The organism is Pseudomonas sp. BC42 (assembly GCF_021560055.1).
Lineage (GTDB): Bacteria > Pseudomonadota > Gammaproteobacteria > Pseudomonadales > Pseudomonadaceae > Aquipseudomonas.
Genome location: NZ_CP091067.1, coordinates 861,937 through 881,653, shown reverse-complemented (window position 1 = coordinate 881,653; position 19,717 = coordinate 861,937). Strand labels below are relative to the sequence as shown.

General features: G+C 65.7%; 15 protein-coding genes. 8 read left to right on the top strand and 7 right to left on the bottom strand.

Features of this window, described 5'->3' with window-relative positions:
- Nucleotides 1-56: 56 nt before the first annotated feature.
- Nucleotides 57-1,391, bottom strand: coding sequence for a DEAD/DEAH box helicase (locus L1O02_RS04125; protein WP_108546181.1), 1,335 nt, complete (start codon nt 1,389-1,391; stop codon nt 57-59).
- 274 nt (nt 1,392-1,665) lie between these two features.
- Here L1O02_RS04125 and L1O02_RS04120 point away from each other — a divergent pair, with 274 nt between their 5' ends.
- The 3 genes from L1O02_RS04120 (at nt 1,666) to L1O02_RS04110 (ending at nt 8,874) form a co-directional block, all read left to right on the top strand.
- Nucleotides 1,666-4,095 (top strand): discoidin domain-containing protein, encoded by a 2,430-nt coding sequence (locus L1O02_RS04120; protein ID WP_235759584.1) that lies wholly within the window; start codon nt 1,666-1,668, stop codon nt 4,093-4,095.
- 338 nt (nt 4,096-4,433) lie between these two features.
- On the top strand, nt 4,434-7,640 hold the full coding sequence (locus tag L1O02_RS04115) for a discoidin domain-containing protein (protein ID WP_235759582.1): 3,207 nt from the start codon (nt 4,434-4,436) through the stop codon (nt 7,638-7,640).
- Between the two features lie 178 nt (nt 7,641-7,818).
- A complete protein-coding gene (locus L1O02_RS04110; protein ID WP_235759580.1) occupies nt 7,819-8,874 on the top strand; it encodes an alpha/beta fold hydrolase in 1,056 nt (351 codons plus the stop codon).
- On the opposite strand, the gene yedA is transcribed toward L1O02_RS04110, so the two are convergent.
- Nucleotides 8,875-9,783, bottom strand: a complete 909-nt coding sequence (gene yedA, locus L1O02_RS04105) for a drug/metabolite exporter YedA (protein ID WP_060841228.1) — start codon at nt 9,781-9,783, stop codon at nt 8,875-8,877.
- 160 nt (nt 9,784-9,943) lie between these two features.
- Here yedA and L1O02_RS04100 point away from each other — a divergent pair, with 160 nt between their 5' ends.
- Nucleotides 9,944-10,396, top strand: coding sequence for an Lrp/AsnC family transcriptional regulator (locus tag L1O02_RS04100; protein ID WP_060841229.1), 453 nt, complete (start codon nt 9,944-9,946; stop codon nt 10,394-10,396).
- Nucleotides 10,397-10,411: 15 nt separating this feature from the next.
- Here L1O02_RS04100 and L1O02_RS04095 read toward each other — a convergent pair whose 3' ends face one another.
- From L1O02_RS04095 to L1O02_RS04085, 3 genes are all read right to left on the bottom strand, one after another.
- Nucleotides 10,412-11,023 (bottom strand): 3'-5' exonuclease, encoded by a 612-nt coding sequence (locus L1O02_RS04095; RefSeq protein WP_108546178.1) that lies wholly within the window; start codon nt 11,021-11,023, stop codon nt 10,412-10,414.
- A 27-nt stretch (nt 11,024-11,050) separates the two neighbouring features.
- Complete coding sequence (locus tag L1O02_RS04090; protein WP_060841231.1) at nt 11,051-11,530, bottom strand: NYN domain-containing protein; 480 nt, start codon at nt 11,528-11,530, stop codon at nt 11,051-11,053.
- 139 nt (nt 11,531-11,669) lie between these two features.
- On the bottom strand, nt 11,670-12,437 hold the full coding sequence (locus L1O02_RS04085; protein ID WP_108546177.1) for a DUF2076 domain-containing protein: 768 nt from the start codon (nt 12,435-12,437) through the stop codon (nt 11,670-11,672).
- A gap of 180 nt (nt 12,438-12,617) precedes the next feature.
- On the opposite strand from L1O02_RS04085, the gene L1O02_RS04080 reads away from it, so the two are divergent.
- Both L1O02_RS04080 and L1O02_RS04075 read left to right on the top strand, forming a co-directional pair.
- Nucleotides 12,618-13,280, top strand: coding sequence for a YciC family protein (locus tag L1O02_RS04080; RefSeq protein WP_108546176.1), 663 nt, complete (start codon nt 12,618-12,620; stop codon nt 13,278-13,280).
- Between the two features lie 87 nt (nt 13,281-13,367).
- Complete coding sequence (locus tag L1O02_RS04075; RefSeq protein ID WP_108546175.1) at nt 13,368-14,444, top strand: endonuclease/exonuclease/phosphatase family protein; 1,077 nt, start codon at nt 13,368-13,370, stop codon at nt 14,442-14,444.
- A 10-nt stretch (nt 14,445-14,454) separates the two neighbouring features.
- On the opposite strand, the gene hrpB is transcribed toward L1O02_RS04075, so the two are convergent.
- Nucleotides 14,455-16,974 carry an ATP-dependent helicase HrpB gene (gene hrpB / locus L1O02_RS04070; protein ID WP_108546174.1) on the bottom strand — a complete coding sequence of 840 codons (2,520 nt, stop codon included), beginning with the start codon at nt 16,972-16,974 and terminating at the stop codon, nt 14,455-14,457.
- 130 nt (nt 16,975-17,104) lie between these two features.
- Between hrpB and L1O02_RS04065 the strand changes: the two genes are divergently transcribed.
- The gene (locus L1O02_RS04065) at nt 17,105-17,524 is read left to right on the top strand and encodes a hypothetical protein (RefSeq protein WP_047306214.1); all 420 of its coding nucleotides are present in this window, start codon (nt 17,105-17,107) and stop codon (nt 17,522-17,524) included.
- Between the two features lie 27 nt (nt 17,525-17,551).
- On the top strand, nt 17,552-18,448 hold the full coding sequence (locus L1O02_RS04060) for a cation diffusion facilitator family transporter (RefSeq protein ID WP_060841236.1): 897 nt from the start codon (nt 17,552-17,554) through the stop codon (nt 18,446-18,448).
- On the opposite strand, the gene L1O02_RS04055 is transcribed toward L1O02_RS04060, so the two are convergent.
- Entirely contained in the window at nt 18,442-19,536 is a 1,095-nt protein-coding gene (locus L1O02_RS04055; RefSeq protein ID WP_235759578.1) for a DUF6515 family protein, read from the bottom strand. The two genes, L1O02_RS04060 and L1O02_RS04055, sit on opposite strands and share 7 nt — an antisense overlap.
- Nucleotides 19,537-19,717 lie beyond the last annotated feature (181 nt).

Sequence of the window (19,717 nt, the reverse complement as noted above, 5' to 3'; positions counted from 1 at the left end):
ACAAGCGGCAAGCTCACCTGAACTTGCCGCTTACAACTTGCAGCTTGTAGCTGCTTTCAAGGTTTGCGCTTGCGCGGCCCAGTGTTGAACGCTGGGACCTTGCGCACCGGTTTCACCGCCGGGGCTTCGGCCACTTCGCCACTGTCCACCCACTTGCCCAGGTTGCGCTTGCCGCCACCGCCGGACGTTTTCGGTTTCTTGGGCTTTTTCGGTTTTTTCACCACCTGACCGCTGGCGTCGGTTTCCGGCACCCGGTGCTCGGGCTCGAAATCCTGCTCTTCATGGCGCTTCAAGGTCTGGCGAGTGAGCATCTCGATCGCCGACAGCAGGTTGACTTCATCGGCGCACACCAGGGAGATCGCCTCGCCGGTGGAGCCGGCACGGCCGGTACGACCGATGCGGTGGATGTAGTCCTCGGCGACGATCGGCAGGTCGAAGTTGACCACCAGCGGCAGGTCTTCGATGTCCAGGCCACGGGCCGCCACGTCGGTGGCCACCAGGATCTGGATCTCGCTGGCCTTGAACCGGTCCAGGGCGCGCTGGCGCGTGGCCTGGGGCTTGTCACCGTGGATGCCGTCGGCGTTCACGCCCTGGCCCTGCAGCTTCTCCACCAGGGCGTCCACGCCGTTGCGGGTCTTGGCGAACACCAGCACCTGCTTCCAGCGGTTCTTGCGCAGCAGATGGCTGAACAGCTCCGGCTTGCGCTTCTTGTCCACCGGCACCACCCATTGCTTGACCGTGTTGGCGGCCACGTTGCGCGGGCTGACCTCGATGCTCAACGGGTCCTTGAGCATCTGCCCGGCCAGCAGGCGGATGGCGTCGGAGAAGGTCGCGGAAAACAGCAGGGTCTGGCGCTTTTTCGGCAACGCCGCGTAGATGTCCTTGAGCTCCTCGGAGAAGCCCAGGTCGAGCATGCGGTCGGCTTCGTCCAGCACCAGGGTCTGCAGCTGGCTGAACTTCACCGCGTTCTGCCGGTACAGGTCCAGCAGACGCCCCGGAGTCGCCACCAGCAGGTCCACGCCTTTGCGCAGCTTCATCATCTGCGGGTTGATGCTGACCCCGCCGTACACCGCATAAGTGCGCAGCGGCAGGTGCTCGGCGTACTGGCGCACGCTTTCGTGAACCTGTTCGGCCAGCTCCCGGGTCGGCACCAGGATCAGCGCACGCACCGAATTGCTGTCGACCTTCGGCCCTTCCATGGTCAGCAACTGCAGCAGCGGCAAGGCGAAACCGGCGGTCTTGCCGGTGCCGGTCTGGGCCGCGGCCATCAGATCACGCCCGCCCAGGACCGCCGGAATGGCTTGTGCCTGTACCGGGGTCGGGGTCTGGTAGCCGAGGGTTTCAAGGGCGCGCAGCAAGGGTTCGATCAGGCCAAGAGTGGCGAATGTCATTGGGGGTACCGTAGGAAAAAGTCAGCACAGAAGAGGCAATGGCCGGCAGTTTACCGCACTTTTGCGCGCTTGCTTTCCCGACCGCCGCTTGGCATCGCCGGCCATCCACCGCCTCGTACATGACCGAAAAGGCCTGGCGGACATGTACAAGCAACAGGTCGATTCATAACATTCACCGCGCCGGCAAACCTCCCGAATCCATCCCATCAGCGCCCGTCACTCAACGATTCCCAATACAGGTTTCGCGCTGCGCTGTGCCTTTCCCGGAGTGGTCATGCCTCATCGCACATTGCCTTCCCTTTCCCTGGCCGATGCCATCCGCGCAGCCGGCCTGGGTGCCGTCCTGCTCATGCCCCTGGCCAATCCGGTCCTGGCCCACGAGACATCCCCCGTCACACCTGCCGCTGACAGCGCCGCGGCGATCAGCGGCCCGTTCATCGACATCCAGGCCTTGAACCCCGATCCCCGGCTGCGCAATGCACCGGCCGCCAGTACCCAGCGCCTGACCCAGGCCACCGGCCTGAGCATCGGCGCCCTGCGCCTGGACCAGGACGATCGCTTCAAGGACATCAAGGTCCTGGTGGGCCGGGCCCAGGGCCCCAGCCGCCTGGCGTACAACGAAAGCAACGTCGTGGTCACAACGCGCAGCGATGGCAGCTTCATCGCCCTGCTGCCCAACGCCACCATTCGCGGTGATGCCGATGGTCGGCAGACGCTGATCCCGGCCGAGACAGGACACTCGCACGCTCCCGGCAACATCGACTACGAAAAGCCCGCCGAACCGCCAGTGCCCAACCTGCTGCAAACCCGTGACGGCCAGCGCAGCCTGCAGATCGACCGCAACGCCCAGGGCGAAACCGTCATCGATCTGCTGGCCGGTTTCTCCCAGGCCGCCGCCGACTACATCGGCGACCACGAAGCCTACGCCCTGGCCCAGGTCGCCTCGGTCAACCATGCCCTGCGCCAGTCACTGATCGACGGGGTGCGCCTGCGCCTGGTGGGCACCCAGGTGATTGCCGAGGATCACCCGATCACCTCCGGCCCCGACGGCACCATGCGCAAGGTCAGCACCCTGTTCGCCGAGGGCATGCGGCAATACAGCCCCGACCTGGTGACCGGGTTCTTCGTCGGCACCCCGGGGGTCGACACCATGCTCGGCTGGGGCAATATCAACGGCCGCTACTCGATCAACAACATCAAGTCCCCCACCACCTTCCGCCATGAGGTGGGGCACAACATCGGCGGCGACCATTGCTCGGACGGCAGCAGCGACCGTTTCGGCTACCACAACGGCCGGGTGGGCACGATCCTGTGTGGCAACCACGTGGGCTACTACTCCAACCCGGATGTCAGGGACAACCTGGGCGTACCCCTGGGCCAGCTGGGCACCGCCAACATGGCCCGCCTGTGGCGTGAAGGTGCCCAGCGCATGTCCGCCTACAGCCCGGCGGTGATTCCCATGGATCACGAGGAAGCCCAACCGCTGCTGAGCAAATCCATCGACCTGCGACGGGACGCGATCCACTACGAGGCCCTGGACATTCCCGAGGGCACCGAGCGCCTGGCGTTGTCGATCAACCACGGCCCGCGCCATGAACGTGCGGGCAAGGTGCAACTGCTGCTCAAGCACGGCGCCCGCCCCAGCGTCAGCGACTATGACTACCGCACCCTGGAAAACCATGGCGTCGCCCTGGGGGTCAATCATCCCAAGCCCGGACGCTGGTACGTCGGGGTACGAGCCGAGAAGAACAAGAGCGCCAGCGACCAGTTGCTTGAAGGCCATGTCTTCGCCAAGACCCGGGAAACCAGCCAGGCTCGCTACCTGCGCTTTGTCGCCACGTCGTCGATCAACGGCAGCAACGTCGCCAGCATCGCCGAACTGCTGCTGGCCGACGCCAAGGGCAAGCCGCTGCCAAGAAGCGGCTGGCGCGTCCACTCGGTCAACGGCAAGACTTCCGGCATCGACAACAGCCTGTGGTTCGTCGATGGCAAACCGAGCTCGTACTGGAGTTCGGGCAGCGCCCGCTATCCCCACGAGATCATCATCGACCTCGGAGCAGAGCGGGGCTTCTCCTCCTTGAACTACCTGCCGCGGCAAAACAACGATGCCGCCGGCAACATCAAGGGCTACGAAGTGTATGGCGGCGACAGCCCGACCAGCGCCTGGGCGCTGCTGGCCAAAGGCGAGTTCAGTGCCGACAACGAGGTCAAGTCCGTTGCCCTCAAGCCGGTCGCGGCCATCCAGCCACCTGTCGCCGTGATCAGCGGTCGCAGCCAGGCCAACGCCGATGAACGGGTGCAACTGGATGCCTCGGGCTCCAGCGACCCGCAAGGCCGAGCCTTGAGCTTTGCCTGGCATGTCACGCCGGCACTGGACTTCGAGCTTGACGGCGCGCGCATCAGCTTCAGCGCGCCGCGGCTCAAGCAGGACACCCGCTATCGCTTCACCTTGAGCGTGGACAACGGCCAGAAAACCACCACCGCCGAGCACAGCGTCACGGTCCTCGCCCCGCCGCAAACGGCGCCCGGCTGCACAAGTGCCTGGAATCGCAGCACGGCCTACCTGGGCGGTCAGAAAGTCAGCCACAACGGGCGCTTCTTCCTCGCCCGCTGGTGGACCCAAGGCCAGGAGCCGGGCAACCCGGCGTTCACCGGGCCGGACTTCAGCGGCAAGGTCTGGAGCGACCTCGGGCCCTGTCACTGACTTTCACCGGGGGCTTCACGCCCCCGGCAACCAGCCCCCTCCCCCCGCGCAGACGGCGGCCCTTGTCGGCTGCCGTCTGCGTGACCTCGCCGAGGCCCCTGCAGCGCGCTGCATGTCAGTGCTTGGCCGCCCAGGACGATTGGCGCCCCGCCCCCAGCAGCGCCCCACCCGGGCGCCTAGGACCGGTACGAAAAGCCCCCTGTTCGATGTACGCCCGGAGCGCCCCTGCCTATGATGCCCTCCGCCGGCACAACTCCTTATCCACCTTCTCAGCGCGGACGCTTTAGCGGTCCTGTTCGCCAGGTTTCGCACCGCGCCGAGACTCTCCAGGAATAGTTATGTCGAGCTTCAGATTGACTGCCTTGTCCCGCGCTACCCGCCTTTGGGGCGCCAGCCTGGGCGCCGCCCTGCTCTTGCCCCTGGGCATGGTGCAGGCCGATGTCGGCCAGCCCACTCCCGATGCGACTCAGGGCGCGACGGTGATCCAGGGTCACTTCATCAACCTGCCGATGCCCGGTGCCAGGGCCATGCCATTCAGCGCGGTCGAAACCGGTACCGAACAGTTGCAACAGGTCACCGGGATGCGCATCCGCAGCCTGGTCCCGCAACAGGACGATACCTTCAAGGACCTGCGGGTCATGACCGGCCAGCTGGAAGGACGTGCCCGCACCCTCAGCGCCCCCGGAGAGATGACCCTCGCCGCGCGTCCCGACGGCAGCTTTCTCGCCCTGTTGCCGGACGCCAATGCGATCATTCGCGGCGACGCCAACGGCCAGCAGTCGTTGATCCACCTCGACCCCGGGGCGGCCTTTGACCCGTCGAGCGTCGACTACATCGCCAATGACGGCAGCGAGCCGCCAGCCCAGAAGGAATCACGCAGCGGCCTGCGCAGTTTCCAGGTCGACCGCAACGTCCAGGGCGAAACCGTGATCGACCTGCTGGCCGGGTTCTCCCAGGCCGCCGCCGACTATATCGGTGACCACGAAGCCTACGCCCTGGTCCAGGTGGCCTCGGTCAACCGCGCCTTGCAACAGTCCAAGGTGCAGGGCGTGCGCCTGCGCCTGGTGGGCACTCAAGTTGTGCCAAAGGATGTCGCCATCACCAGCCCCAACGTGAATCAGGTGCGCAACGTCTTCGCCGAAGGCATGCGCCGCTACAGCCCGGACGTGGTCGCCAGCTTCGTCGTTGGCATCCCCGGGGAGAACACCGCTGTGGGTTGGGGCCAGCTACCCGGGCGCTACACCATCAACTCCATCAAATCGTCCACCGTGTTCCGTCACGAACTGGCCCACAACATCGGCGGTAGCCACTGCTCCGATGGCAGCCACTACCGCTTCGGTTACAACAACGGTCGGGTCGGCACTATCCTCTGCGGCAACCATGTGGGCTATTTCTCCAACCCGGACGTCAAGGACAGCCGCGGCGTGCCGCTGGGCAACGCGACAACCGCCAACATGGCCCGGGTCTGGCGGGAAAACGCGGCGCTGATGTCGGCCTACAGCCCTTCCGTGGTCCCGCTCGAACAGGAGCAAAGCACCTCGATCCTCAACCAGAAAGTCAGCCTGGCCAGCGGCCAGACCCGCTACTTCCCGGTGGATGTGCCCGAAGGCACCCGGCGCCTGGTATTCACCGTGGTGGACGGCGAACTCACCGAGAAGGCCGGCCAGATCCAGTTGCTGCTCAAGCGCGGCGCCCAGCCCAGCGGCTCAAGCTACGACTACCGCTCGGCACGCAGCCACAACGTGTCCCTGGGGGTGAACGACCCGCAGCCGGGACGCTGGTACCTGGCGGTCAACACCGACAACCGGGCCACTCATGACCAGGTGCTTGAAGGCCACGCCTATGGTCTGACCCAGGACACGGCCCAGGGCCGCTACCTGAAATTCGTCGCCACCTCCGCGGTGGACGGCAAGGACAACGCCAGCGTCGCCGAACTGCTGCTGGTGGATGCCAAGGGCAAGGCCCTGCCCCGCGAGAGCTGGAAGGTTGTGTCCACCAGCAGCGCGGTGCCTGGCGCAGCGGTCGGCAACCACGCCATCGACGGCAACCCCAACTCCTACTGGAGCACGGCGGCGGGGGCGCGCTACCCCCATGAAATACTGATCGACCTGGGGGCCGACAGCCGCTTCTCGCAACTGCACTACCTGCCGCGCCAGGACGCCGGCCTGAGCGGCAACATCAAGGGCTATCAGGTCTATGGCAGCAGCAGTGCCAACGGCGCCTGGACCCTGCTGGCCGACGGCGAATTCAGCGCCGACAACGAGGTCAAGGCCGCGTCCCTCAAGCCGGTGAATGCCGGTGAACCTCCGGTGGCGGTGATCAGCGGCAAGACCGAAGCCAACGCCGGGGACAGGATCGTCCTCGATGCCTCGGCCTCCAGCGATCCCCAGGGCAATGCCCTGAGCTTCGCCTGGGAAGCCTCGCCGCGCCTGGACTTCGACTACGACGGCGCGCGCATCAGCTTCACCGCGCCGGAACTACAGGAAGACACCCGCTACCGTTTCACCCTGACCCTGAGCAACGGCAAGCAGAGCAGCACCCGGACCCACGAGATGCTGATCAAGGGCAAGGCCGGCACCGCCAGTTGCAAACCGGAATGGACGCTCAGGGGCACTTACGTCGGCAACGATGTGGTGCAGTGGAAAGGTCGTCAGTACCAGGCTCGCTGGTGGACATCGGGCGCCGAGCCGGGCCTGGCCAGCACCACCGGCCCGGACGGCGCCGGCAAGGTCTGGCGGGACCTGGGCCCGTGCCAGAGCGAGGGTGAGAAACCGGTCGAGCCACCGGTGGAGGAAGTCAAACCGCCGGTAGCCGTGATCGGCGGTACCAGCCAGGCCAAGCCGGGCGAAACGGTCTACCTCAACGCCAGCGGGTCCAGCGACCCGGCGGGCCTGAAGCTCAGCTACAGCTGGAGCATCAGCCCCAGCGTCGCCTTTGAAGCCGCTGGCGACCTGATGAAGTTCGTCGCCCCGAGGGCTGCCCAGGACGTGATCTACAACGTCAGCCTGACAGTGAACAACGGCAAGCACAGCGCTACCCGAGTGCATCAGGTCAAGGTGCTGGCCGAGAAGCCGGCGCCGGTCAAGCCGCCGCTGGCGAGCATCGCCGGCGTCAGCCAGGCCAAGGGCGGTGAAACAGTGACCCTGGACGCCGCCGGCTCCAGCGATCCGGCCGGCCTGGCGCTGAGCTACCAATGGACCGTGACGCCCAGCGTCGCCTTCCAGGCCTCGGGGTCGAAACTGATCTTTGTCGCGCCCAAGAGCGACAAGGACATCAGCTACCGCTTCACCCTGAACCTGGGCAACGGCAGCCATACGGTCAGCCGCGACCATAGCGTGACCGTGCTGGCCGACAGCGTGGAAACGCCAGCCGGTTGCCTGGGCGCCTGGAGCCGTCAAGGCACCTACCTGGCCAACGACAAGGTCAGCCACAACGGCCGCTACTACATCGCCCGCTGGTGGACCAAAGGCAACGAGCCGTCTGCTGCCACTGTCGGTGGCGAAGGCAGTGGCAAGGTCTGGCGCGACGCCGGCGCCTGTAACTGATGCCAGAGGCGTGACCGCTTGCTCCGCAATCCGGTCACCCTTTCCCGGCCACTTCAGGTAAAAGGATGGGCGGCGACTGCCATCAGTCGTCGTCCGCCCTCTGCCGCTGAACGCCGTCGACTCCTCCAAGGCGCGCCCCCACTGGCAGAACACCGATGCTTTGCCAATGGAGATCCGAATGCGCAAATCTGCCCTGTCCGCATGGATGCTAGCGGGCCTTTCCCTGTGTCTGTCCCAGGTGCAGGCCGCCGAACTCATCGGCTTTCGTGAAGTGACGCTGGCGGACGCCAGTCAGCAGCGCCCCCTGCATGTCGCCCTCTGGTACCCCACCACGGCCTCCTCCCCCGCCCTGACCTCGGCCGATAACCGGATTTTCCAGGGCCTGACCACGATCCAGGATGCCCCGCCCAGCAGCAGCGCACACCCGTTGGTGGTGCTGTCCCACGGCTACCGCGGCAACTGGCGCAACCTCAGCTGGCTGGTACCCGAGCTGGTCGACCAGGGCTATATAGTCGCGGCCCCCGATCACCCGGGCACCAGCACATTCGACCAGCGCCCGGCAGAAGCCGCGAAGCTCTGGGAACGCCCGCGCGACCTGAGCCGGGTCATCGACGAGCTCAGCCGCGACAACAGCCTGGCCGGCACGGTCGACCCGCAGCGCATCGCCGCCATCGGCCACTCCCTGGGCGGCTGGACCGTCACCGCGCTGGCCGGTGCCCGCTACAGCCCGCAAGGCTACCTGGAGGAATGCCGGCTGCATCCCAATCCGCGCCTGTGCGGACTGGCGCCCGAACTGGGGATAACCCCGGAGCACCAAGGCCCTCTCGGCGCAGACCTGCGGGACCCGCGAGTCAAGACCGTCGTCGCGCTGGACCTGGGGTTCGCCCGTGGCTTTACCCCCGAGAGTGTGTCGACGCTGAAGACACCGATCCTGGTCCTGGGGGCCGGAGTGAACATCGCGGACATGCCGGTGGAAGAAGAGTCGGGCTATCTGAACGCCCATCTGGCGTCCCCGCCTTCGCGCTATCAGGTCCTGGCCGATGCCAGCCACTTCAGCTTCATGCAGCTGTGCAAGCCGGACGCCGCAGCCTTGCTCAAGGAGCAGGCGCCTGGGGACGAGATCATCTGCCGGGATGGCGATGGCGCGGATCGCCAGGCCCTGCACCGGCAGGCGGCGCAATTGATCGGCGACTTTCTCCGCCAGAACCTTGCCGGCCAGGCACCAGCCGGCTGATCAGGCCACCTCTTGCTGCACCGCGGCTTTCGGCTTGCGCCACTGGGGCAGGCCGATCAGCACCACCGCGCTGATGATCACCAGCATGGCCAGGGCCTCTTCGATGCCGATGGTTTCACCGACAAAGACGATCCCCAGCAGCACCGCCACCGCCGGATTGACGTAGGCATAGCTGGTGGCCGCGGCCGGCCGCACGTGCTTGAGCAGGTACATGTAGGCGTTGAAGGCGATGATCGAACCGAAGCCGGCCAGGTAGGCCAGGGCCAGCCAGCCTTCCAGGGGCGGCATGGCGTCCAGGTGCTCGCCGCTCAAGGTGCTGCCGATCATCAGCACCACGCCACCGACGAGCATTTCCGCCGCGCTGGCCATGGCTCCCTGGGGCAGCGGCAGGTGCTTGCTCCACACCGAACCGAAGGCCCAGGCCGCCGCGGCGAACAGCAGCAGCGCGGCCCCCAACGGGCTGGATTGCAGGTTGGAACCCAGGTTGAGCATGCCGATGCCGATCATTCCGAGGAGGATGCCGGCCCACTCCAGGCGCGTATTGCGCGCGCCCCAGAAGTAGCCGCAGAGCAGGGTAAACAGCGGCACCGTGGCCACCGCCAGGGCCGCCACGCCGGAGGTCACCCCGGAGTGTTCGGCCAGCGTCACCGCACCATTGCCGCAACTGAGCAGCAGCACGCCGATGATCCCGGCGGCCTTCCATTGCGCCCAGGTCGGGGCCGGAACCCCGCGCCAGCGCAGGAAGGCATACATCAGGCTGCCGGCGATGATGAAGCGCACGCCGCCGAGCATCAGCGGCGGCCAGTACTCGACGCCAATGCGGATCACCAGGTAGGTCGACCCCCAGATCACGTACAAGGCAAAGAAAGCGGCGATCAACGGCAGGGAAAAACGGCTTTGGCCAGGCATGGGAGGCAGCTCGGAGCAGGCAGGAGGAACACTATTCTAGAAAGGCGACCTGGTGAACTTAAGTTACAAAACCTGTTTATAAGGGCAGTACACTTTCCAAAGCATGGAGTTCTGCGCTAAATACCGTGCTTTCGAAAGTCGGTCCGATCAGGAGCCATCCATGGACAAATACGACCGCTTGCTCCTGGCCAGCCTGCTGGAAAACGGCCGGGCGAGTTACGCCGAGCTGGCGCGCAAGGTCAACCTCTCGGCGCCGGCGGTGGCCGAGCGCGTCGCCAAGCTGGAGGCCAGCGGGGTGATCACCGGCTACCAGGCCAAGGTCGACATGGCCAAGGTCGGCTTGCCGATCCAATGCGTGATCGAACTGCGCCTGGCCCAGCATGGCAACCAGAAGAACTATGACGAGTTGATCAAGATCCCCCAGCTCACCGAATGCCATCGGGTGACCGGCGATCCTTGCGTGATCATGCAGGCGGCAGTGGGCTCGATGCCGGAGCTGGAAGAGCTGATCAACCGTGTGGCCCAGTTCGGATTCAGCAAGACCTCCATCGTGCTGTCCAGCGCCATCGAACGGCGGGTGCCCCTGGGGCAACTGGAAAGCAACGGCAAATGAATCCGGAGCCTGGGCTCAGCCCCTGCGCTGACGCTTGAGGTGCTCGGGGATCTTGGCCGCCGGGACTTTCTGCAGTTTGCAGAGAAAGTCGTGGGACAGCTCACGCACGCCATGGGTGTGCCGCAGCTCGCCCGCCAGGTGCGCCACCAGGTTGGCGGCCATTTCCGCATCGGCCATGGCCCGGTGCGCCTGGCCGGTGTGGGGCAGGCCGGCGTACTGGGTCAGGGTGCCCAGCTTGTGGTTGGGGGCCGCCGGCATCAGGCGTCGGGCCAGCAACAGCGAACAGGCAAAATTCTGCAAACGGGTGCGCTTGATCCGCCCCAGCTCGAAATCCCAGAACTTCTGGTCGAACGCCGCGTTGTGGGCCAGCAACGGCGTGGTGCCGACGAACTCGTTGACCTCGTTCATCACCTGCTCCGCCGACGGTGCGCTGCGCAACATGGCGTTGCTGATGCCGGTCAGCTGTTCGATGAAGCCCGGCACCCGCACCCCGGCGTTCATCAGGCTCTGGTAACGCTCGACGATGCGCCCCTGCTCAAGCATCACCACGGCGATTTCCGTGGCCCGGCAACTGCTGCTCGGGGAGATTCCGGTGGTTTCAAAGTCGATGACGGCAATACGTTCCAAACCTGTGCAGCTCCGTATGAAAAATGATCAGCTCTTGAGCAGCAGGGCGCCTTCGATCGGCACATAGCGCGTGGCGGCGCGAATCAGCGAATTGGCGGTCAGGCCCGGCACGCCGTAAGCCACGGCGCTGACCCCGTGCTTGTGGATGATGCGCTCGAGCAGCAGGTCGAAGTCGCCGTCGCCGGAGGCCAACACCACTTCGTCGACCTGGGCGGCGGCGTCCATGATGTCGATGGTGATGCCCACGTCCCAGTCGCCCTTGGCCGAGCCGTCGCTGCGCTGAATGTAGGGTTTGAGTTTTACCGTGAAGCCCAGGTTGCGCAGGATCTGCTGAAACTGCTGCTGCTTGCTGTCACCGCGATCGATGGCATAGGCATAGGCTTCGACGATCTGCCCTTGCTTGCTGATATCCGCCCACAGCGCCGCGTAGTTGAAGTGACAACCATAGGCCTGGCGAACGGTGTAGTAGAGGTTCTGGACATCGGCGAACACAGCGATTTTTTTCACCGCTAATCCTCATGGCGCAGCAGCGCGGGGGCTGGAACGGGGCTCAAGACCCGAAAAAAGTCGCCCAGTATGCCAGTCACGAGGAATGTTCCGCGAATAATCGGTCCGGGGCAGGCACCTGCCCCGGACCGACGGTGGGTCAGACGAAGGAGTCGTCGTCGGAGAAGAACGAGCTGTCGTCGCTGCCGTAGTCGGCGTTGCTGAAGCCGCCCTGGTCGTTGCCGCCCCAGGCGTCGTTGTTGGCCAGACGCTGATCGTCATTGCCCCAGCCGCTGTTGTCGCTGGCCGGCGCCGGTTCTTCCTTGATGACTTCGACGATTTCCTGGGGTTGCTGATTGCTGTGGAACAGGCTGCTGATGCCCTGCGCCAGCATCACCCCGCCGGCCACGCCGGCAGCGGTTTTCAAGGCGCCTCCCAGGAAGCCGCTGCCGGCCGCGGCCGGAGCAGGTGCTGGCGCATAGTTCTGCTGCGGCGCGCCAAAACCCTGCTGGGCCGGTGCACCAAAGGACGAACGCGACGGCTCACGCCAGCCTCCGCCGGAGGATGGCGCCACGCTCGGGGCCTGCGCGGGCGCCGGCTGCGGCTCGCGGGAGCCACCGAAGATGCTCGACAGAAAACCGCCGCTCGCCGCCGGAGCTGGCGCTGCGGCCTGGGAACGGGCCTGTTGCAGCTCGGCCTGCAGCTGCTGCACTTGCTGGGTCAGTTGCTTGTTCTGCTGGTCGAGGCTTTTCAGGGCAGCCTCCTGCACCAGGATCGCCTGGGTCATGAAATACCCGGCCGCAGGCTGGCGGGTCAGATGCTCCTTGATCCGCGCCTCGGCCTGGGCATCACGCGGGGCTGAATCCGTTTCGGCTTGCTGCAACCGTGAAAACAGTCCATCGATCAGGGTTTGCTCTTCGCTGTTCATGGCGACCTCTTTAGATTGCCGGTAAAAATCTGGTCCGCGCCCCCACAGGGCTGCGGTACGCACCAGTTATGGGGCTGGGGCGACGACTTTCAATGGTCTTTACTCAAGGTTTACGTTTGCTCCCGGAGGGCCTGCATCGGTTAAAGTGTCAAACCGCTTGGTCAACTGCGATCCCCATCAATGACTCCGTTAGATGTTCTGCGCGACTCTTTCTATTTCTTCCAGCGTAATCTCGGCCGTATCGCCCAACTGTGCCTGCCTCTGGTGATTCTCGAGGCGCTGTTGCAGCAGGGCGTGAGCAGCGCCCTGGGCGAGAAGGCCTTCCCCGGCTCCAGCGTGGTGGTGGGCCTGTTGCTGTATCCCTTGTACACCGGCGCGCTGATCCTGTTTCTCGATGCCCGCACTCGCGGGTTGTCGCCCCGCAATCGCGATCTGTGGGCCATGGCCCTGAGCCTGTGGCCGCGCTTCGCGCTGCTGACCGCGGTCAGCACGCTGTTGATTCTGCTCGGGCTGTCGCTGTATTTCCTGCCGGGGCTGTGGCTGATGGTGGTGCTGGCCTTCGCCGAGTACCTGCTGGTGCTCAAGGGCCTGGCGCCCCTGGCGGCGATCAAGGAAAGCCTGCGCCTGAGCCGCGGGCACTTCCTGCGCATCCTGTTGTGCATCCTGGCGGTCATGGCCCCGCTGTGGCTGCTCAAGGGGGCGAGCGAAGCCGCCTATCCCGAACCGCACAACCCGATCCTGAGCCTGGTGCTGGACAGTGCCTACAGCTTCCTGCAGTTGTTCACCAGCGTGGTGCTGTTCCGCCTGTTCATGCTCATCAACGAGCAGTCGGACCAGCGCTGAAACGCTGCGCAACCGCTCTGCCCCTTGGGTGAGGGCGGCGCACTCGGTTATGCTCCGGCCCATCCCGCAACGCCATAAGCCGAGCCGATGACCCGTCTACTGCGCATCACCCTGTTGAGCCTGCTACTGATCGGCCTGGTGCTGGCCAGCCTGATCTACAGCCTGACCTGGCGTCCGCAGCCCAAGGAAACCCTGACGGTCAGTTGCAGCGCCCAGGCCGCTCCACTGGTGCCGGGCCAGGCGCTCAAGGTGATGACCTGGAACCTGCAATACCTGGCCGGCAAGCGCTACGTGTTCTGGAACGACCAGGCCCGGGGCGAGGATGAACGCCCGACCCTGGAAGACATGGCCTTCAGCCTCGACGAAGTGGCCCGGGTGATCCGCGACGAACAACCGGACCTGGTGCTGCTGCAGGAAGTGGACAACGGCGCCAAGGCCAGCGCCTACCAGGATCAGCTCAAGCTGCTGCAGGAGCGGGTCACCGATCTGTACCCCTGCAGCACCCAGGCTTACGACTGGAAGGCCGATTTCGTGCCCTCCCTGCACATTTTTGGCAGCGTCGGCCGGCAACTGGCGACCCTCAGCCGCTACCGCATCGAACACGCCGAACGCCTGCAACTGCCGATTGCCCCACAGCCGCTCATCAGCCGGCAATTCCAGCCCAAGGACGCCCTGCTCCTGAGCTACCTGCCCCTGAGCGACGGCGGCCAACTGGTGGTGCTCAATACCCACCTGGAACGTGCGCAGCGGGCCGACGACACACAACAGAGGCAAGTGACGGCCATGGCCAAGGTGCTGGACAAGCTGGAAAGCCGCGGCACGCCCTGGCTGATTGGTGGCGACTTCAACCTGCTGCCCCTGGGCCAGTACCAACGCCTGAGCGAGGCACAGCGCGCGCCGTATCAGATCGACAGCCCGCTGCACCTGCTGTGGGACAAGTACCCGATGATCCCCAGCAACACCCAGGCCAGCGGCGTCGACCGTGCGCGCTGGCTGACCCACTACCCCAACGACCCGAGCCTGGACGGCCCGGATCGCACGGTCGACTACCTGTTCTACAGCCCGCGCCTGAAGCGGGTCGAATCCCGGGTGCGCCAGGACGATACCCTGCGCATCTCCGATCACTTGCCGGTGCTGGCGCGCTTTCTGTTACCGGCCCAGTAAGCCTTGCTCTCTATTTGCGCGGTTTGACCCGGGCCGTCGCCTCGGCGATCAACGGGTCATCCGGCCAGTAGTGCTTGGGATAACGCCCCTTGAGGTCCTTCTTGACCTCGGCATAGGTGCTGCGCCAGAAGTTGGCCAGGTCCTGGGTGACCTGCACCGGACGCCGCGCCGGGGACAACAGGTGCAACTTGACCACCTGGCGCCCGCCGGCAATCCGCGGGGTGTCCGACAGACCGAACAGCTCCTGCAGGCGCACGGCCAGAATCGGCGGCTGCTCGCTATAGTCCAGGCGGATCGACGACCCCGAAGGCACCGTCAGATGGTGCGGCGCGAGTTCGTCCAGGCGCTGGGGCAGCGGCCAGGGCAGCAGGTTGTGAACGATGCTGGCCAACTCCAGATTGGCAAAATGACTGAGGCGCGACACCTTGCCCAGGAAGGGTTGCAGCCATTGCTCCAGGCCTTCGAGCAAGGCGCCGTCGCTGACATCCGGCCATTGGCTCTCACCCTTGTCCGCCAGCTCGAGCTGGCGCAACAACATCACCCGGGCCTGCCACTGGCGCAGTTCCGGGGTCCAGGGCAACAGCTCCAGTCCCTTGCGCCGCACCAGATTGACCAGGGCCCGGCAACGGGCAGCTTCGTCCAGGCCGCTGAGGGGCTCACGGTCGAGCACCAGCTCACCGACCTTGCGCTGGCGCTCGGCGCGCAGCACACCTTCGCGCTCATCCCAGTCCAACTGGTCGACCGTCCGCACCTGCTCCGCCAGCACGCTGTCGAACAGCGCCGGATCGAAATCCGCTGCCAGGTAGATGCGTTCTTCACGCTGGCCCTGGCGACTGCCCAGGTCGGCCACCACCAGCCAGGGCTGCTTCATCAGGTTGTCGGCTTCGCTGAACTGCGCCGCGCGGCCGTTGGCCAGACGATACTCGGCGCCACCGGGACGCCGCTGCTGGGCCACGCGGTCGGGATAGGCCAGGGCCAGCAGAGCCCCTAGCCAACGCGGATGCTCGGGATCGCTGACGGCGGACTCTGCCTGCCCACGCAGGTAGCTGCGGTATTGACGCGACAGTTGCCGTGCTCGTTGTACGCCGCCCTGAGCACCGCGGGCCGCCCGTTCCTCTCCCGAAAGCAGCACCAGGCGACTGTGCAGATCGGCACCGGCCCCCCGCAGAATGTCCCGCTCCCCCAACAGCGCCGCGACGTCACAGGCCATCTGCGCCAGCCCCAGGGACTGGCCACGCAACAGCAAGTGGGCAATGCGCGGATGGGCCGGCAACTCGGCCATGGCCTGGCCGTGGCGGGTCAAGGTGCCGTCGTCGTTGAGCGCTCCCAGGCGCCGCAACAGGTCCTGGGCCTGGGCATAGGCGGCGCCGGGCGGCGCGTCCAGCCAAGCCAGCTGGTTCGGCGCCACGCCCCAGCGCGCCAGTTGCAGGGCCAGTCCGGCCAGGTCGGCCTGGAGAATCTCCGCACTGGCATAGGCGGCCAGTTGTTCCTGTTGATCGGCGGACCACAAGCGATAACAAACGCCGGGTTCCAGGCGCCCGGCCCGACCGGCGCGCTGGGTCGCGCTGGCGCGCGAGATGCGCTGGGTGTCGAGGCGGGTCATGCCGCTGCCGGGGTCGAAGCGCGGGACCCGCGCCAGTCCCGCGTCCACCACCACCCGTACACCGTTGATGGTCAGGCTGGTTTCGGCAATGTTGGTGGCCAGCACCACTTTGCGCTGGCCCGCCGGGGCAGGGTCGATGGCGGCGCGCTGGGCCGCCAGGTCGAGCTCGCCGTGCAATGGGCACAGCAGGATATCGTCGCGCGGCCCCAGGGCTTCGGCCAGTTGCTGATGGACCCGGCGGATCTCCGCCTGCCCGGGGAGAAACACCAGCAGGCTGCCGCTTTCATCATTGAGGGCTTCCAGAACCGTCTGCACCACTCGCGGCTCGATGAACTCGCCAGGCTGGAACGGGCGCCCCCAGCGCTGGGTCACCGGGAACATGTGCCCTTCACTGCGCAGGATCGGCGCATCGCCCAGCAGCGTGGACAGCCGCTCGCCCTCCAGGGTCGCCGACATCAACAGGATCTTCAGCGGCTGCTGGTCACGGAACAGCTCGCGACCATTGAGACTCAGGGCCAGGGCCAGATCGGCATCCAGGCTGCGCTCGTGAAATTCGTCGAAGATCAGCAGCCCCACCCCTTCCAGGGCCGGGTCGTCCTGCAGGCGACGGGTGAGAATGCCTTCGGTGACCACTTCGATACGGGTGCGCGGGCCGACCTTGCTGTCCAGGCGGATGCGGTAGCCCACGGTTTCCCCGACTTTCTCCCCCAGCTCGCTGGCCAGACGCTCGGCGGCGGCCCGTGCCGCCAGCCGCCGAGGCTCGAGCATGAGGATGGTCTGTCCTGCCAGCCAGTCCTGATCCAGAAGCGCCAGGGGCACGCGGGTGGTCTTGCCGGCCCCGGGCGGGGCTTCGAGCACCGCTTCATGGCGCGCCGCCAGGGCCTCGCGCAGTGCAGGCAAAACTTCATCAATTGGCAAAGAATTCATGCTGGCTCCCAAACAGAGGCGCGAGTATAACGGCGAACTGCCTGGGGTTAATCATGGTCTGAGTGCTGATCGACAAGACTCAACACCCCGCTCCATCCTTCTTTGCTTTCGTGCTTGCTAGGAGATTTCCATGCGTATTCCCCACCGTGTCATTGGCGGCGTCCTGATCACCACCCTGCTGACCCAACTGACTGCCTGCGGTTCGATCTTCTTCCCCGACCGGCGCGGCCAGATCGACGGCAAGATCGATCCGGTGGTCGTGGTACTGGATGCCGTTGGCCTGCTGTTCTATGTGATCCCGGGGCTGATCGCCTTTGGCGTCGACTTCGCCACCGGGGCGATCTACCTGGAGCCCGGCAAGACCGCGCAGATCGCCCCGGAAAAACTCCAGCAGGCCATTGGCGCCGACGGTAAAGTCGACAACCGTAAACTGCAGGCCATTCTGGAAAGCGAACTGGGGGGCCACTTCCCCCTGGATGACCCGCGCCTGATCCAGCACAAGGGCAGCGTGCAGCAACTGGCCCTGTATGGCCTGCAGCCCGCCGCCTGACCCCCCGACTCAAGGAACCCGCCGTCGATGATTGGCAACCCGGAACACGCTCGCCTCCTGCGCCTGGCCACCCGCGCCTCGGTCACCGTCGCAGGCATCCTGATTGTGACCAAGGCGATCGCCTGGTGGCTCAGCGGCTCGGTGAGCATGCTGGCGGGCCTGACCGACTCGGTGCTCGACGGCTTCACCTCGCTGCTCAATCTGTTGGCGGTGCATTACGCCCTGCGCCCGGCCGATGACGATCATCGCTACGGCCACGGCAAGGCCGAGTCGCTGGCGGGCATGGCCCAGGCGCTGTTCATCGCCGGCAGTGCGGTGCTGATTGCCTTTCAGGCGTTCGAGCGCCTGCAGCACCCGGAGCCGGTGGGCGCGCCCTGGCTGAGCATCGGGGTGATCGGGCTGTCACTGGTGCTGACCGTGGCGCTGCTGATCCTGCAACATCGGGTGATCCGCGAAACCGGCTCCAATGCGGTACGGGCCGACTCGCTGCACTACCGCTCCGACCTGCTGCTCAATGGCAGCATCCTCCTGGCCCTGGTGCTGGCGGCCTTCGGCTGGCATCAGGTGGACGCCTGGTTCGGCCTGGGGATCGCCGCCTACATTCTCTGGAGCGCGATCCACATCGCCCGGGAAAGCTTCTCGGTGCTGATGGATGAGGAGCTGCCCCCCGATGTCAGCCAGCACATGCTGGAACTGGCCTGCAGTGTGCCCGGGGTGCTGGGCGCCCATGACCTGCGCACGCGGATTTCCGGCAGCCACTGGTTCGTCCAACTGCACCTGGAATTGCCTGGCGACCTGAGCCTGTCGGTGGCCCACGCCATCAGCGATCAGGCCGCCGAGGCGATCCACCAGGCCTATCCACGGGCTGAAGTGCTGGTACACGCCGATCCGCAGGAAGTGGTCGAGGCCGCCAAAGCTCAGTAAGTGACCTGATACCCCCGCGAACTCAGGCAGTTGCCCTGGGCCTGACGGTAGGCCTGCACCACCTCCGGAGCGGGCTGATAGGTCGCGCCGGCCGGATCGAAACCGCTCTGCTGCACCGCCCAGCGATAGCAATCGTAGCGATCCTGATCGATCTGCTGCGGCGACTGGCCGTTGACCGGGTAAGCCAGAACGTCATAGCCATTGCCAGCCGGCGGCTGATCCGGCGGCGGCACGCCCACGGGCGGTTCGACCACGACGTACTGCTGGGTGTCCGCTTCGTAGCTGTAGTAGGCCCCGGCGGCGAGAAAGAACAGCGCGCTGCCGATCCAGATTTCCCGCGCGTAATCGGGCAGGTATCCCACTCGAATGCCATAGGGTGGATGCACCACCACATAGCGGGAACCCTGCGGGCGATACCAGTAGCCACCCGAGAAGAAGTAGTCCTGGCCGCGGTACGGCACCCGGTAGTTGCGCTCGGGGAAACGGTCGATCACGTAGCCCGGGCGGTACTGCGGCCCTGGTCCCCAACCGTTGCCATGCCCATCGGGACGTCCCGGCCAGCGATGATCATTGGGACGGCCATAGTCCGGCCGTGAACCCGGCCCACCGGCCTGCCAGTGCTGGTTGTAGTCGTTGCGCCGGGGAATGTCCTGGTAGTAACCACGCTGGGGCTCCTGGGTCTGGCGCACGGTGTCGGGCCGCCCCTGGATCGGCAGGCTGGGTGCTGCCTGCGGCTGTTGCTGCGGCGCCGGCGCAGGCCGGCTTTGCTGGTTGGGATCATGCGGGGGGCGGTTCTGCCACTGCCCGCCGGGGTTCTGTCCATTGTGTTCGAACTGACGGCTGTTCTCGCCACGGATGATTTCATTCTGCGGCCGCTGCTGCGGGGCGGGTTGCGCCCGTTCCGGCGGGCTCCCCGGACGGCCCTGATTGCCTTCCCCATGCCCTTCCGGGGCATGCTCATGCTGCCCGCCGGAAGGCGCTCCCTGCTGGGGCGGTCGTCTGTCGTCTCGCTCATCGGCGAGCACTTGCGCGCTGACGCTCACGCACAACACACCAACACCTGCCAAACGCCAGATGCGCGACTTCATGCTATTCCTCACTGCGGATTGGGGCCTGTAGATAAGACTGAAAAAGCCCAGGGCGGTTCTGCTAGAGATTATCAGTCACGAGACTTATTTCGCAGGCAATAAAAAAGGGCGGCCCGTCGGCCGCCCTTTGAGATTTTGTCCGTGCTCGACGCTTTTGACGCCGGCTCACCTCACTCCGTCT